A 16,634-nucleotide genomic window follows, 5' to 3' on the forward strand; every position below is an offset into this window, starting at 1 on the left:
CCACAAGATTGAGAATCTTAAAGGATGTATTCTTTATCCTACATTAGCAACATAAGGACTAGTCAACTTATCCAATTGCTGAGTTAACAGACTGAGGAACAAACCCACATCAGTCACCACACCTACAGATTCTATTGAACCGCGATCGCTCAATTTTGTCACCACAGCCGGGTTAATATCCACACAAACCATCTTCACACCTGCGGGAGTCATATTTCCCACCCCAATAGAATGCAGCATGGAAGACAGCATCAAAATCATGTCTGCACCTTGGATGATTTGGGAATATTCCTGTTGTGCTAAAATCAAGTTCATTTGGGTATCGGGTAAGGGACCATCATCCCGAATTGAACCAGCGAGGGAAAAGGGAATGTTATTTTTCACACATTCATACATCACCCCACTTTTCACCACTCCCGCTTCTACAGCTTTAGCAATGCTACCAAAACGGCGGACGGTATTAATGACTTTTAAATGATGTCGGTGTCCACCACGCACAGCTACACCCCGCTTCATATCCACACCCAGGGATGTACCCAAGATATTTTGTTCCATATCATGAACAGCGATCGCATTTCCACCCAAAAGACCCTGTACATAGCCTTCTCGCACTAAGCGACAGAGATGTTCACCCCCACCTGTATGAATCACCACAGGACCTGCCGTTACAACTACTTTACCGCCGCTATCCTTAATTTTACGTAATTCCCAAGCCACTTGTTCCACAACTAATTCCACCCGTCTTTCGCTGGAAACACCAGAAGACATAAAGCTGAATTCCTGGCTGTTACGTTGTTCACGGGATTCGGCTTTGCGGACAGTGCGGATACCTAAAACATCAACAACTACTTTGTCACCGATTTCTAAATCCCGAAGGAGTTTGCATTTTGCTACTATACCATTAGGAGTTGTGGAAATAGCGATCGCCCCATCCATGCGTTGATTTTGCACCTTCAGCCATTCTCCATTTACACGAATTTCAGTAGGATAAATCGTGCTGACATAGAAATCATCAGGAGCAACACCCGCTTGAATCACAGGTTCTAACTTAGAATCGCGCTCATCTTGGGGTAAATCCACCGCACCCAAATCAATTAACTGGGAGATAATTTCTTCCATCACTTCGTGAGATGGTGCAGATACCCTCACCTCAGCCGCAGATGTACTTTGACGTTGTTCTCCCAAGTTGAATTTGAGAACTTGGAAACTTCCCCCCATTTCCACAATTAGATCTAAAGCGCGGTTAATTAAACCTGCATCTAGCAAGTGTCCTTCCATGCGAATGACACGACTTTCTACAGAAGCATTAGCGTGAATTTCCTCGCCAATAGGTTCTGTTACCCGCAAAGTCAAGCATTTAGCCGCCCCACCGGCTTTGAGAAATTCTGTTAAAGGCGTTTCAATGACTTGAAAACCAACTTCAGACAATCGTGATTTTAAACTCTCACTGGCTTTGTTCATAATCACGATGCTATCCACATTCACCGCATTACAAGCAAAGTTAACAGCATCAGCTTCTTCAATAGCAATCCGCTTTTCCGGTGCGACGCGCATTTCAATCACGCGGTTAGAGTAAGAATCAAACGCACCAGGATAATACAGTAAATAACCATTCGCCAAAGGACAGAAGCAGGTATCAAGATGATAAAAACGCTCATCCATTAAGCGCAGAGAAATCACCTCAATGTCCAGCCATTTAGCCAGGTAGGGGTGAGAATCTAATTCTGACCGGAAACCATATCCAGCCCATAACCAGCGTCCTTCTCGGTCGAGGAGTGCATCACCAGCACCTTCAAAGGGGAGGTCTTTAGGAAGTGTGTAAACATTAAAACCATTTTGTTCAAACCACTGTTGAAAATACGGTTCTTCTCCTTGGCGTTCTTTATGCAAAAAGCGGCTAAGAACCACATTTTCACCAAGGACTAAACCCGCATTGGCACTGAATACCATATCAGGCCAGCCTTTTTCGGGAGGCACTAAATCAACAATGGCGTGATTTTTAATGACATTGTATAATTTATTCCATTGCTCTACGGCGCGATCGCGTGAGGACTTATGAATATTCCCTTCCATCCAAGGATTAATCACATAATCCACATCATAATGGTCAGGAGCGCACATCAAAAACCGAATTTGGGAAACCATAAAAATCTTACTAACTTCTAAAATGCTACTAATGTCTTCTGGATACAGAGTTTTGGTGATCCAATTCTGTCAAATCTGCTACTTAACCTCTACCTTCTCTTCTTGGTAGGCTTTACAAGGATATCGTATTATTCTATTACTGCTAGGGACAATGTGATAGGTAGGAGAGAAATGGTTGTGTTTGAATGCAATATTAACTTGTTAATTGATGGGTGATTCTGATTATTGGCTTAACTTGCTCTACAATAATTAAATTATGAAGTTTTCTATTATGCCCCCTACACTAAAAGCAATCTATCGTAACGGCACATTCATTTTGGAAACAGCCTGTAATTTATCTGAAGGTTCTAAGGTGGAATTACTCATTCAATCAAGTTCTGTGGTTTCACCTCCTATTTCCGATGTAGAAAGTAAACAACGGTTTCTCAAATCTCTAATTTCACGAATGCAACAAAATCCGATTCCATTAAATGCACCTCGTTTCACACGGGAGATGCTGCATGAACGCTGTTAATACTAAAATGGTATTTTCTATTTGGAATATAGGCGAAAAATGAAAATCAAATTCTCAAATTTAGGTAGTATTCAAGAAACAGAGTTAGATTTGCGTCCTCTGACAGTAATTATTGGACCGAATAATTCAAATAAAACCTATATTGCCTATTCTACCTACGGTTTGTGGCAGTGTGCTGGTACAATATTAAGTGCCTCATTTGCTATAATCAGCAAATTAAGAGTTACTCAACAAGGAGAAGGTAATTGGTCTTTGATAATAGATAATGATCTACTTGATTTATTTGTAAAAGATGCGGAAGAAGCAGCAAAAAACTTTCAAGCAAGTGCTTTAGAATCATTTTCTCAAGATTCAAGTCGCAAGCTTTTTTTGCAAACGTCATTTGAAATATTAATTTCCCGTCAAGAAGTGGAAAATGCCATAAATCAATTAACTCAACGGGAATCTTTTATTGTAATAGGTGGAACTTCTCTAAAAATTAATCGCGAAGACAATAGGTTGTTTTTTGAATTTTTGAAGATAAATAGTGAAGAAAGAATAGGAGAAAATATAATAATAGATGGTAATTTCGTTGATTTATTTGAGGATTTCTTAAATGATGTAAAAAACGATGAAAAAATAAAATTATTATTTACAGTGATTGTAAAAAAAATACTTTTTTCTGATGTTTTTCCATTTCCTGCCGAAAGAAATGCGTTTATAAATACCTATAAAATGCTGGCGAATAGACGTTATAAACTTCTTAAGCAAACTCAAAGAGAATTATTTAGTAGTAGTTCAGAAAAACGACTCGAACTACTAAAAGAACAAGGTGATATTCGTTATCCACAACCAGTAGAAGATTTCTTAGATTTTTTATCTGAGATAGAACTTGAAAAAACAGTAAAAATAACTTCCAGCAATAAAAATGAATTTCAGAAGTTAGCAGATGAGATTGAAAAACAGCTACAAAACAAAAATAAAACTAATTTAAAACCTACTAAATTAGGTGGAAAAGAAATAAAAGTTTTAGTTAAAAAAGGTTTGGAAATTGATATATATAATGCTTCTTCTTCCATTAAACAACTTGCACCATTACTGTTATATTTAAGATATCGTGCAAGTAAAGGTCATTTTCTGGTAATAGATGAACCAGAGATGAACTTACACCCAGAATCACAAGCAAAGCTGCTGGAAGCATTATCTATTCTTGTCAATCTTGGTGTGAGAATTTTACTCACAACCCATAGTCCTTATGTTATGGCACATCTGAATAATTTAGTTAATGGTAATCATGAAAATCCTGAAATATTAAAACGTCAATCTTCATCTTTATACCTTCAAGATGAAAGAGCATTTTTACCTATAGATAAAGTTAGTGCCTATGAAATGAAAGATAATAAATTAGTTTCATTAAATGATCCAGATTATGGCATTAGATGGGATACTTTAAGTGATGTTTCTGTAGATATTCAACAAAAGTTTTTTGAAATTTATGAAGCAGGACAAGAAAAAGCAGATGAAACAGAAGAATAGTTCTAATCTTAAGGATAAAAAAGATAAACTTGACTGGCAAAATTTTAACTTTTTAGAAAATCTCCTAGTTTTCTGTACAGTACCAGGAAGAAGTGTTCCTAAAGAAAGTGGAGTACATTTTCGGATAACTTTAGATTCTGAAAATCAAGCTATATGTATTTTGTTTGAAATAGATAGAAGAAATGATCCTCTTATTAGAAATCAAGCATTAAAGCGTCCAGATTATATGTCTGTTTATATTGATTCTAATTCTTGTATTTGCACAATTATTGAAATGAAAGGAAAGAATCACAACTCTTTAGAAAATGGAATTGAACAAATTTTAAAATTGAAAGAAATTTTACAAAATGAAATATCTGATCATTTACCAACTAAATTCAAAATTAAATGTCAAGGAATTTTATTAACTCCCTACAATTCACAAATTCCATTTAAAAAAATAGCGGAGTTAGCTGCAAATGGTTTTATTATTTTACCTATTCAATATGATCATAAAGCCGAGTTATATCCTTATGTTTCAAAGCCAAATAAAATAACAGACAAATATAATCATCAAGAAATTACTGAATCAATGGCTTTATTGATTGAAGAGATTTTAACAAAAATAGCATTACCAAAACGTATAGAAGATGACTATTATTCCAGAAATTTTGTAATTAAGAGGGATAGAAAAGGGATTTATATTAATTATTTATTACCAGATAAAACAGATTATATAACTTTATTATCGAATACAAAATTTACTGAAATTAATATGCAAGAATCTGAAGACAAAGAAAAAATCAAAGATGAATTAGTATTACTAAATTTAATAAATAGATTAGCAATAAAATTTTCAAATCATCAAATATCAGAGTCTAATGACTAATTTACCTATTTTTCAGTAATATCATGGTAAATTCTTACAGAGGTAGCCCATGATAGTTTTATAGAGATATGCAAAACAAAAATAGTCGGTTTCTAGTTGGTAACACCAGAGGCAATAACGTTCTGATGTTTGATGCCTATACAGGCAGTCCCCTGGGGACATTTATCGAAAAGGGTAGACTTGATAACCCTGACACCTTACTCTTCGGACCAGACGGAAATGGTGATGGTAAAAGTGACCTTTACATAGCCAGTGGTACAAAAAAAGGCAGTTCCTCTATATTGAGGTTTGACGGACAAACTGGTAGTTTTATTGATGTATTTGTGGGAGATAATCCCAATACAAGTTTAGATGAAAGTGGTGGTTTAATTCGTCCCTATGGTCTTGCTTATGGATCAGATGGTAATTTTTACGTTTCCAGCTTCTTAACCGACCAAATATTACGCTATAATGGCGCAACGGGGGCATTTATTGATGTTTTTGCCCAAGGAAATGGTAAAAAAGATAGCTTAAATGGACCAAATGGGCTACTCTTTATCAAAAATAGTCTTTATGTTACCACCCAAGGAAGTGTAGCCACTGTTAATCCTCAAACTGGAGAGGTTAAGGCTGATTTTAGTGCAGGTTTGTCTAGTCAAGTTTTACGTTACGACTCCCTAGCAGCGGGAACAACTCCCACAGTCTTTGCTACTCCCACACCATCACCTGATAGTTTTAACTTTGTCAGTTTGCTGGGTTTAGCGGTGGGTGAAGATAATGATTTGTATGTGAGTGATTTTGCTAACGGTATTCAACGCTATGATTTGGAAACTGGGAATTTAGTCAATACTCTTTCTACAAATTATACAACTAGTCAGTCACCCAGTAATAATTTTATTGGCGGACTTGCTTTTGCGCCTAATGGTAATTTACTCACTGTGGGTTTTAATGTTAGCACTACACAGGGGGCTATTCTCAGCTATGAAAGTGAGAGTAGTTCAGTTGTTAGTCCATTTCAGGTTTTAGTTCCTACAAACCCGGTTCTTGAACGTCCTGTGGGGATAACTTTTTTCCCTACAGAAAATCAGTTGGTATCTGGAACTACTGGAAACGATGACTTGGTTGCGGGTAAAGATTTAGAAGCAGTTGCAGATATTGTATTTACTGGTGCTGGTGATGACAAAGTTGATCTGGCTATCAAAACCTATGCAAGTGATAATAACGTCTTCTTAGGTAGTGGTAATGACGTGATAGATGTCAGTAAAAGCGATCGCACTTTTGGCGATTTAGGTAATGATACTTTTTATGCTACTGATGGTAAAGGTGGTAATCGGATGTCCGGTGGCGCTGGTAATGATACCTTTTTCTTGGGTAGTAATGACCGCGCTTTGGGTGGTGATGGTAACGACACCTTCTTTATCCAAACAGGTGGTAATAATTTAATCAGTGGTGGTGCTGGCGCTGATAATTTCCAGATTGTGACTCTTGAACTCCCTAAAACTCCTAATAGGATTTTAGATTTTCAGACAGGTATTGATACTATAAGTATCTTTGGTGCTAAAGCACTTGGTATTTCTGCCACTAATTTAGTATTGAATCAAACGGCTGGCGATACTGATATCATCTTTGGTAACAGAACTCTAGCTATCTTGAGTGGCGTTACAGGCTTAAATATTAATGTCATCAACCTTGTAAATTAAAGCAATACAATGGAGGGCGGGGAGACCCCGCCCCTACTTTGTAATATTTACTCTTTGCGCCTCTGCGCCTCTGCGTGAGACATATTCATTGTTATGAAAACCTACTTGTTAGGTTGAGGAGTCATCCGCAAATAAGGCTTAATTTCTGCATAACCTTTAGGAAACTTGGCTTTGAGGACTTCAGGATCTTTTAAAGAAGGGACAATCACCACATCTTCACCATCTTTCCAGTCTGCGGGAGTAGCAACACTGTAATTATCGGTTAATTGCAGAGAGTCAATGACGCGCAAGATTTCATCAAAGTTGCGGCCAGTGCTGGGAGGATAGGTGAAAGTCAGACGGAGTTTTTTATTATTGTCAATGACAAACACAGAACGCACAGTGACAGTAGCCGCTGCGTTGGGGTGAATCATATCATAAAGTTCGGAAACCTTACGATCTGGATCTGCCAAAATTGGGTAATTGAGAGTGGTGCTTTGGGTTTCTTCAATGTCACCAACCCAGCCATTATGAGAGTCTACATCATCAACGCTGAGAGCGATCGCTTTCACATTGCGTTTATCAAATTCTGGTTTGAGTTTGGCAACAGTTCCGAGTTCGGTGGTGCAAACTGGTGTAAAGTCAGCAGGATGAGAAAATAGTACCACCCAGCTATCACCAGCCCAGGCGTAAAAGTCAATTTCCCCATGAGTAGAGGCTTGAGTAAAGTTAGGTACTGTATCACCAAGACGAAGAGTCATGTAAGATTCCCTGTATTTTAAGAAAACATCTATATTCTACCGTCACAGTATGACACAAAAGACCGATTACCCCATCGGGCTGTCGCGGTTTGCAACAAAATTTTAAGTTTAAGCCAGGTGTTGTTGAACTTTTGAGACTAATTCATTTGTCCAATGGTGGACAAGTTCAGCATTAGCGGCCTCTACCATAACTCTAATTACGGGTTCTGTTCCCGAAGCCCGAACTAGGATTCTACCATGATCACCCATTGCTACTTCGGCTTTAGCGATCGCTTGTTGCACAGGTTGACAACTTTCCCATCCTAAGCGTCGTTCCCGATCTAATACTCGCACATTCCGTAAGATTTGGGGATAGGTTTGGAAACTTTGATCTACCATTTCTCCCAAGGAAAGATTAGCCTCTTTCACCACCGCTGCAATATGCAAAGCTGTTAATAAACCATCTCCAGTCATGGCATAATGACTACACAGGATATGTCCTGACTGTTCTCCTCCCAACATTCCCCCAGTTTTCTGCATTTCCGCTTGCACATATTGATCACCCACAGCGGTACGAATTAATTTACCACCTATTTGTTGCCAAGCTCTTTCAAAGCCTAAATTAGCCATAACAGTGGAAACTATCAAGTTATCTGGGAGTTGTTGTTTTTGTTGTAAATGGCGACCCCAAAGGTAAAGAATGTAATCACCATTAACGGATCTGCCCGTATTATCCACAGCTAAAACCCGATCTGCATCGCCGTCAAAAGCAAAACCCATATCGGCTTGATTGGCGACTACAGCGGCTTGGAGAATATCCAGATGTGTAGAACCGCAATTGACATTAATGCGATCGCCATCTGCCTGATTATGTAAACAAATCACCTCCGCACCCATTTCCGTAAATACCGCCGGTGCTAAACCCACCGCTGCACCCCAAGCTAAATCTAAAACAATCTTCATGCCTTGGAGAGTCAGTCCAGATGCTAAAGGTGTTTGGATAGACTGGCTATATGTTTTAATTAACTCTGTTCGTGAATAATGTCTGCCGCAATTATTTATGTTCAAATCGGGGGATAATTGACCTCGTAATCCCGCCTCAATTTCCCCTTGTAGGGCTTTGGATAACTTTCCACCCTGGGCATCAAATATCTTAATTCCATTGTCTTCTGGGGGATTGTGGCTGGCGGAAATCATGATTCCCCCAATGGCATTAGTGATGCTGGCCAGATAGGCTACACAAGGAGTGGGACATAATCCCAAATACCACACTTCTAAACCAGCAGCGGTTAACCCAGCACTCAAAGCCATGGCTAACATATCACTGGAGTTTCTGGAGTCTTGTCCTAGGATAATTGGTCCTAGATCAGTGGCATAATTACGGAGGACAATTCCCGCCCAAAAACCCACTTGTAAAGCCAAAGGCGCATTCAGTAAGTCTCCCACCTTGCCGCGAATGCCATCTGTACCAAATAAAGCATTGGTTGGTAGTGGTATGGAATTGAACATCCCACTATTTTCAACTTCGGAAATGCAGTCTTGAGTTCGAGCCATTGATGAAACCATAAATTTAAAAACTCCACACAATCACACAGGACAATAGCACTTTCTTCCATTATCCTTGACGTTAATAAAACGCCAAAGAAACTCATTGCTTAATTATTTTTAATATAAATTCTCATCAAATAGTTTTAATCTTACGTTTTAATGGGGTTTTTTCACCATTACGGACAAAAAACTCCCACAGTTAATTTTTTTACAGTTGAGAATTTTAATAATATGAACAGCAATTTAGCAAGCAAATTACGCGTGGGTACGAAGAAAGCACACACAATGGCAGAAAATGTGGGTTTTGTCAAGTGTTTTTTGAAGGGAGTTGTGGAAAAAAACTCCTACCGCAAGTTGGTTGCTAACTTTTACTTCATTTACTCGGCTATGGAAGAGGAAATGGAAAAACACAAGCATCACCCAATTTTGAGCAAAATTTACTTTCCTGAACTTAACCGCAAGCATACCTTGGAGCAAGACTTAACTTACTACTATGGTTACAATTGGCGAGAGGAAATCAAATTATCTGCTGCGGGTGCGGCTTATGTAAACCGGATTCGGGAAATTTCTGCGACTGAACCAGAATTATTAATTGCTCATTCCTATACCCGTTATCTAGGTGATTTATCCGGGGGACAAATCCTCAAAAATATTGCCCAAACGGCGATGAAATTGGGTGAAGGTGAAGGAACTGCTTTTTATGAATTTGCAGATATTACCGATGAGAAGGCATTTAAGGCTAAGTATAGAGCCAATTTAGATGCTATGCCTATTGATGATACTACAGGCGATCGCATTACTGAAGAAGCAAATGCCGCTTTTGGTGTGAACATGAAGATGTTCCAAGAGTTGGAAGGTAATTTGATTAAAGCGATTGGCATCATGGTTTACAATGCCATGACTCGGAAACGGACAAAAGGTAGCACTGAATTGGTAACTGCTGATTGACACTCTAATGAGATACAAACTTGAATTATGAAACTCTTGTAGTGCGGGCATCTTGCCCGCTACATAACTAACTCATCACACCGGAAAGTGTTTGAAAAGTTGCCGGCGATTATAAATCGCTACTACACCTAGGGGTGTAATAAATTAGACTTTTCAAACACCCCCTTAGAGAAAGAAGCAGAAGCAGCCGCAGGGAGTAGATGGTAGATTTCTCCAACTGACAACTGACCTATTTCACAAATTTAGGCATGATTTCCGCAGCCGTGAATAAGCCAGAAATGCCGCGTTGATGCAATTCCTGAGCGGCTTTGAGATAACCAAAGGCAGGACCACAGACATTAGCGGCCATGCTGGTTTCATCGCCTAATGTAAAGGTGTGAGTGGATATCTTCCCCTCAAAGGTACGTCCTGTAATTTTCACATTGGTACTTAGGGGCTTTTTGGAGTTGCGGGTATCAACAACACCACCAACTGTGACTCTATCCCGTGAACAAATTCCCGCGACTTCTAGCATGACATCATCGGCGTGTTCCATATTTACCAAAGTTAACACACCATTAGTTTGATCGAGTAATGCTTCTACTTCTGCGTCAGTCATGGCTCTAGCGGCTTCTACACTATAACCTGGCATATGACCAATATCTTCCCGAACAGTGGCGCGGTAGGCTTCCCAGTTAGCAATTCCCACACCAAAGGTAATTTCCACGTTGTGAATTTCGGCGTAACTTTGGGCAGCTAAAGCGGCGGCGGCGGTTAACAGTCCAGGAGTAGCACCACAGCCAGTCATGTATGTAATTCCCGCTGCTTGCAGTTCGTCTTTCATGGCCAGGAGTTGTTCGACTGCACTGGTGCGTTTAATGGCATCTACCAGAACACCGCGCCAACCTGCTTTAATGAACTCTTTGGCTACCGAGGGAATAAAGTCATTAGGAAGGTTGGGTAAAGCCAGAAAATAACCATCTACAGGTTGACCGGTGGCGATTAAATCCTGAATACTGCTATTGCTTAATGTCCCAACTGGTTCTAAATAACCGACTGTCCCTTGATTTTGGTAAGTGGTAATACAAGCTTGGGTATTTAAGCCTTGGGTGGAATAAGCGTAGCCCTTTTGGTCTGCGGCTGCAACTAAGATCATTTCTCGTTTGCTGACGAGGAGTTTTGCTGCTGCTTGTCCGAGTCCACCAAATCCCAGAACTCCGACGCGAATAGGTTGGTTTGTTGGTTGTGTGTTCATAGTTAGTTTAGTAAAGCGGCATAAACCTAAATTTTCAGATAAAACTACTATTATATCAATACCTTTGCCAAATTGAAAAAAATATTGATTTATGGATTGGGTTGTGGAACGTTTACAAAGCAATAGCATCAAACCCAACAAAGCAGAAAAATGGCCAAGGTATTGAGGGTTAATTATGCTTGATTTACATTTTTTCGGCAATAATTACCAATTGTGAAAGTGAGATTACGGAATGTGGGATATAGGTAGTTCACTTAGTTTCCATCCAATTATCCCCCGCATGAATATCAACGACTAAAGGAACAGATAAAGAAACAGCATTTTCCATTACCGACTTAATTTGTGGTTGCAATTGGGACCACTCTTGGGGAGGAACTTCAAAGACTAATTCATCATGAACTTGTAACAATAACCGCGCTTGATAGTTCTTCAGAACTTCATGTAATTGCACCATTGCTATTTTGATAATATCCGCACTAGAACCTTGAATTGGTGCATTGGCAGCAGAACGGAGTAACCCAGCATCATATTGACCTAAATTCTTTAATTTCTGCAAATTAATATCTTCTAACTTACTACCTTTTAACTGCCGTAAACTATTACTAGTAAACTCAAAATAACGTCTTCTACCCAAAATAGTTTCCACATAACCATAAGCAATAGCTTCTTTTTTCACTTTCTCCAAATATGCAAAAACATTGGCGTATCTTTCATTAAATCGCTCAATAAACAATTTCGCATCTATCGGATTTATTCCCGTTTCTCTGGCAAACTTTTGCGCTCCCATACCATAAATTACCCCAAAATTAATCGTCTTCGCAAAACGTCTTTCATCTGAACTAATATCTTCTTTCTCAAAGACTAATTTTGCCGTTACAGTATGAATATCTTCATTTTGCTGATAGGCTTGAATTAATACAGGTTCTTGACTCAAATGCGCCAAAATCCTTAACTCAATTTGTGAGTAATCAGCAGCTACCATTAACCAACCTGATTCCGGTAAAAACGCCTTTCTAATTTGTCGGCTAAAAGCAGTCCGAATGGGGATATTTTGTAAATTGGGATGAGAAGAAGATAACCTACCCGTAGAAGTTGCAGTTTGGTTAAAATCAGTATGTAATCTTTGGCTTTTGGGATGTACCAAAGCTGGTAAAGCATCTACATAGGTAGATTTTAATTTTGATAAAGTCCGATTTTCAATAATCGCTTCTACAAAACCAGTATTATCAACTTCTTGAAGTTTTTCTAAAGTTGCAGCGTCTGTAGAATAACCAGTTTGAATTTTGCGAGAATATTTCGTACTTAAACCTAATTTCTCAAAGAGAATATGACTCAGTTGTTTAGGAGAACCTAAATTAAATTTTTCCCCAGCAATTTCGGTAGCTGTTATTTCTAACCTTGCTAATTCTATTTCTAACTGCTGTGAAAGTTCTTTGAGATAAGCTGAATTAATGCGAACTCCTGTATATTCAAGTTCCGCTAAAACTGCTTCTAACGGTTGTTCAACTTCATTCAACAGTTTATATAAAGTTGGCGTTTCTGCTAACTTCTCCCGTAATTTTGGTACTAAGCCAAATGTGGAATAAACGTCCATTCCGCAATAATCAGCAACCGCAGAAATACTAATATCAGCAATAGTTTTCCCTTTGGGAACTAAATCTCCATAACTTTTTCCACTTAATCCCAAATATCGCAAAGATAAATCAGTTAAATTATGACTGCTATCGGGATTAATCAAATAACTGGCTAACATAGTATCAAACACCACTCCAGCCAAATTAATGCCTTGACACCGCAGAATTAACCGATCAAATTTAGCATTTTGTAAAGCTTTAGGATAATCAGCACTTTCCAAAATTGGCCGCAGTGCTGCTAATACCAAATCTCGATTTAAATTATCACCGTTTTTATGACCAATAGGAATATAAGCAAGTTCATTTGGTTCTGTTCCCCAACAGCAACCAATTCCCACTAAATCTGCATCTCGTGGTTCTAGTGCAGTAGTTTCTGTATCCCAAGCAACGGGATTTTCTGGATTTGTGAACTTTCTTAAAAGTTCTACCAATTCCGTTAATTTAGCTTCTGTATTAATAATGCGTGGTTGAATTGGTGAAGCATTTTGTTTTATTTCTTGTGCTGTGTCTTCTGCACTAAAAAACCACAAATCATCGTCTGTTTCGGCGATTATTTCCGATACTTTATTTTCTACAACTTCTCCACCAAACTTTAGTTGAATCTCATTAATTGTCTCTAAAAATCTTTTAAATTCTAATTTCTCTAAAATTGGGATGAGTAAGCTATTATCAAAACCTGTTAATTGACAATCTTCCCAATCAATTTCTAAAGGAACATTACAAACTATCTTGGCTAAATAGCGAGATTTTTCCGCGTCTTCTTTACCAGTAATTAGTTTTTTCTGAGTTGCACCTTTAATATCATCTATAGCTGCATAAATTTCTTCCAGGGAATTATAAGTATTTAATAGTTGTACTGCTGTCTTTTCACCAATTCCTTTTACTCCCGGAATATTATCTGATTTATCACCACATAAGGCTTTAAAATCAACAACTTGTGTCGGGAATACTCCTAATTTTTCTTTAACTTCTTCTGCTTTAAATTCAGCAATACTATTTGTAGAACGTTTTAAGGCTTCTGGAGTAAAATTTAAAACTGTAATTTCTTTATCAGCATCAATTAATTGAAATAAATCTCTATCCCCAGAAAGTATTTTAACTCGATACCCAGACGCTGCGGCTTTTTGTGCTAATGTTCCCAATACATCATCTGCTTCATAACCAGGTGCAGTAAGTATAGGCAAATTCAAGCTTTGCAGTAACTCATAGAGATTTTCTAAGTCGGGAATAAAGTCTTCTGGAGTTTCTGCACGTCCAGCTTTATAAGTATCATCAGCTTGATGACGAAAAGTAGGTGAACCTAAATCAAAAGCCACAGCTACTGCTTGGGGCTGTTGTGTAGCGATTACCTCTAACAAACATTTAAAAAAACCAAAACAAACACTGGTAGGAATGCCAGCTTTTGTACGAAGTCCACCATCTCTACCTTTAGCAAAAGCAAAATAGGAACGAAAAGCTAGTGAGTGTCCATCAATTAAGATGAATGTAGGCTTGTTGATAACTGAAGAATTAAAAGTCAACTGCTTAACCGAATTGGGAAACTATAATCTATTTTAATTTTTTTTATGCGTTATGTTGAAGAAGCTAAGTCACCATTTTTTGATCCAGTGATGCTTTGTTGAAAGCTCTTCATCTCTATGTTCCAGGTATCGCTCCCCCAATCGCTTCAGAAAAACCTACCCTTCACTGCTCTTGCGCCCATGCAAGATGTGACAAACCTGTGGTTCATGAAAGTTATTGCCCACTACGGCAGTCCTGACTACTTCTTTACCGAGTATTTCCGCGTCAATGATACCTCACGGCTCAATTCTAAAATTCTGGCAGCAATTACCGAAAATGATACCGGTCGCCCTGTTTTTGCACAAATGATTGGCGAAAGTATTCCCGATTTAGTGAGAACAGCAAAGGAACTCTGCAAATATAATATCGCGGGAGTAGATTTAAACATGGGCTGTCCCGCGCCGAGAATCTATCGCAAAAATGTTGGCGGTGGATTGCTGAGAGAACCGGAAAAAGTCGAGCGGATTTTGGGAGAACTGCGTGCTGCTGTGAATGATAAACCTTTAACCGTGAAGATGCGTGTAGGCTTTGAAAATACAGATAACTTTTCCGAAATTCTCGATATAATCAATCGCCACAATATTGATTTGCTCAGTTTACATGGTCGCACGGTGAAAGATATGTATCACGGGGAAGTTAAGTATGATTTGATTGCGGAAGCGGTAAGACGGGTGGATTGTCCAGTGCTTGCCAATGGTAATATCAACTCGGCGACAACTGCCCTGGAAGTGCTTTCGCAAACGGGTGCAGCGGGTGTGATGGTGGGACGCTGGGCAATTGGCAATCCTTGGCTGTTTAATCAAATTCGCCAGGCTTTGCGAGGAGAACAGATCACACCTGTTCCTTTAGTAGATGTACGCAATTATATTGATCGTTTATGTCAAACTCCCACAGCCTCAACTATGCCAGAGCGAGCGCGGGTAGGCTACCTGAAAATGTTCCTTAACTATATTGCTTTAAGTGTTGACACTGAAGGTAATTTCCTGCGGCTGATGAGACGGGCGCAGACTGAGGTAGAACTGTTTAACCTCTGCGATCTCGTTCTCCTTGCTGATCTGACAAAAACATTAGCCCTAGCACCCTCTTTGGGCGTGTAATTATGGCAACTATTTAGTTTGGATTTATCAGTACAGCATAGAGACAATACCTTGAGAGTGTCAACTACTCAGTTTCAACTTCAAATTCCTCACCACTGGGAAATTTAGACCTATCAATTTTTAAAGCAGCCTCTTTAATTAAATTTGCTTTTGCACGAGTTTCTAGTATTTCTTGATAATATTCTTCAGGTGTTAACCCATAATCTCTCTTGACATAGGCAATTTTATCTTTAATGCAGTCCTCAATCATTAATTTGACATCAGCGAGATAGTAATCTTCATTGAATGATTTAATATGTATCTTATGAGTTATGGAAGGAACTGCGAGTTTTTTTAGACCTCTTGCTTCTTTTAATACCCGACTCCCTAATAAATTGTCATCAACATCAGAAAAAGTAAAAATTGTTTTGCCTTTTGTATTTCTTTTTAAAGCTGGTTTAAATCCTATAAAAATATCAACTGATGGGAATACATTGGTCAAAAACGAAAAATTATCCATTATTATTTCCTGCTGGTTTTTGGTAATTGTCTATTCTAATTTTTTTCTCCAGATTTAATATACAACATAGTGATATGAACTACCCTATCTTACTTCGTTGAAGATGGGGTTTCTACATCCCCGTCAGTAAGTTGAGATTTTTGACGTTTCTTTTGACCGAGTTGCTTCATACTTCCAGCATTCTTGCGTTTGCTGGTATTTGAAGTAGAGCTAGAATCATCTACGTCTGAGAGGCTAGTTCCTAACCCCTGTAGATTATTTGAGTACCAAAGTAGCATTACTTCTGCGGCGGCGATATCGCGCTGTTGGGTATACCCGCAGTTATGGCAAACATGAGTTCTTGCGGCTAAACTCTTCTTTTCTTGATTTCCGCATTTTGGACAGGTTTGAGATGGTTTCGCTTTGCGAGTAGGTACTTCTACAAACAAGCCACCAATGTCTGATAATTTCGCTTTTAGAGCATCCTTTATCATCCCCATTCCCACATCAAGAATTGATTTATTTAGACCCGCTTTTTGTTTTTTACGTTTACCTTTCTTAGCTTTGGCACTCATGTTTTTGACTTCTAATTTTTCAGTAACTACCGTGCTATTACCGCTGATTATTCGTGTAGTTTCTTGGTGAACAAAGTTCTGTCTTTGGTTAGCAACTTTTCTCGAAAGTTTACTAACTAA

Annotated in this window: 13 protein-coding genes; 6 read left to right on the plus strand and 7 right to left on the minus strand. The window is 38.6% G+C overall.

The annotated features are described in order from the left end of the window. Window positions 1–33: 33 nt before the first annotated feature. Window positions 34–2,145 carry a bifunctional arginine dihydrolase/ornithine cyclodeaminase gene (gene argZ, locus PN450_RS23035; protein ID WP_271837678.1) on the minus strand — a complete coding sequence of 704 codons (2,112 nt, stop codon included), beginning with the start codon at window positions 2,143–2,145 and terminating at the stop codon, window positions 34–36. Between the two features lie 256 nt (window positions 2,146–2,401). On the opposite strand from argZ, the gene PN450_RS23040 reads away from it, so the two are divergent. The 4 genes from PN450_RS23040 (at window position 2,402) to PN450_RS23055 (ending at window position 6,721) form a co-directional block, all read left to right on the plus strand. Further along, complete coding sequence (locus tag PN450_RS23040; RefSeq protein WP_233466947.1) at window positions 2,402–2,659, plus strand: antitoxin family protein; 258 nt, start codon at window positions 2,402–2,404, stop codon at window positions 2,657–2,659. A 39-nt stretch (window positions 2,660–2,698) separates the two neighbouring features. Beyond that, window positions 2,699–4,174: an AAA family ATPase gene (locus tag PN450_RS23045; RefSeq protein WP_271837679.1), complete on the plus strand. Its 1,476-nt coding sequence runs from the start codon at window positions 2,699–2,701 to the stop codon at window positions 4,172–4,174. Further along, window positions 4,158–5,042, plus strand: coding sequence for a hypothetical protein (locus PN450_RS23050; protein ID WP_271837680.1), 885 nt, complete (start codon window positions 4,158–4,160; stop codon window positions 5,040–5,042). The genes PN450_RS23045 and PN450_RS23050 overlap by 17 nt, the downstream gene beginning before the upstream one ends. 68 nt (window positions 5,043–5,110) lie before the next feature. Continuing rightward, window positions 5,111–6,721: a hypothetical protein gene (locus PN450_RS23055; protein WP_053538478.1), complete on the plus strand. Its 1,611-nt coding sequence runs from the start codon at window positions 5,111–5,113 to the stop codon at window positions 6,719–6,721. A 101-nt stretch (window positions 6,722–6,822) separates the two neighbouring features. On the opposite strand, the gene PN450_RS23060 is transcribed toward PN450_RS23055, so the two are convergent. Together PN450_RS23060 and glmM are read right to left on the minus strand one after the other, a co-directional pair. Beyond that, window positions 6,823–7,461 carry a peroxiredoxin gene (locus tag PN450_RS23060; protein WP_271837681.1) on the minus strand — a complete coding sequence of 213 codons (639 nt, stop codon included), beginning with the start codon at window positions 7,459–7,461 and terminating at the stop codon, window positions 6,823–6,825. Window positions 7,462–7,569: 108 nt separating this feature from the next. Further along, window positions 7,570–9,006 carry a phosphoglucosamine mutase gene (gene glmM / locus PN450_RS23065; protein WP_271837682.1) on the minus strand — a complete coding sequence of 479 codons (1,437 nt, stop codon included), beginning with the start codon at window positions 9,004–9,006 and terminating at the stop codon, window positions 7,570–7,572. Window positions 9,007–9,219: 213 nt separating this feature from the next. Between glmM and PN450_RS23070 the strand changes: the two genes are divergently transcribed. Beyond that, on the plus strand, window positions 9,220–9,936 hold the full coding sequence (locus PN450_RS23070) for a biliverdin-producing heme oxygenase (protein ID WP_148764406.1): 717 nt from the start codon (window positions 9,220–9,222) through the stop codon (window positions 9,934–9,936). Window positions 9,937–10,165: 229 nt separating this feature from the next. Here PN450_RS23070 and bioU read toward each other — a convergent pair whose 3' ends face one another. Both bioU and polA read right to left on the minus strand, forming a co-directional pair. Further along, window positions 10,166–11,299: a (S)-8-amino-7-oxononanoate synthase BioU gene (gene bioU / locus PN450_RS23075; protein WP_271837683.1), complete on the minus strand. Its 1,134-nt coding sequence runs from the start codon at window positions 11,297–11,299 to the stop codon at window positions 10,166–10,168. A gap of 121 nt (window positions 11,300–11,420) precedes the next feature. Then, window positions 11,421–14,324 (minus strand): DNA polymerase I, encoded by a 2,904-nt coding sequence (gene polA / locus PN450_RS23080; protein WP_271837684.1) that lies wholly within the window; start codon window positions 14,322–14,324, stop codon window positions 11,421–11,423. A 117-nt stretch (window positions 14,325–14,441) separates the two neighbouring features. Here polA and PN450_RS23085 point away from each other — a divergent pair, with 117 nt between their 5' ends. Then, entirely contained in the window at window positions 14,442–15,461 is a 1,020-nt protein-coding gene (locus PN450_RS23085) for a tRNA dihydrouridine synthase (protein ID WP_271837685.1), read from the plus strand. A 64-nt stretch (window positions 15,462–15,525) separates the two neighbouring features. On the opposite strand, the gene PN450_RS23090 is transcribed toward PN450_RS23085, so the two are convergent. Then, complete coding sequence (locus PN450_RS23090; RefSeq protein WP_271837686.1) at window positions 15,526–15,960, minus strand: hypothetical protein; 435 nt, start codon at window positions 15,958–15,960, stop codon at window positions 15,526–15,528. An 89-nt stretch (window positions 15,961–16,049) separates the two neighbouring features. Next, window positions 16,050–16,634: RNA-guided endonuclease InsQ/TnpB family protein (locus PN450_RS23095; RefSeq protein ID WP_271837687.1), on the minus strand; the 585-nt coding region annotated here is incomplete at its 5' end.

Source organism: Dolichospermum lemmermannii CS-548 (genome assembly GCF_028330815.1).
GTDB lineage: Bacteria > Cyanobacteriota > Cyanobacteriia > Cyanobacteriales > Nostocaceae > Dolichospermum > Dolichospermum lemmermannii.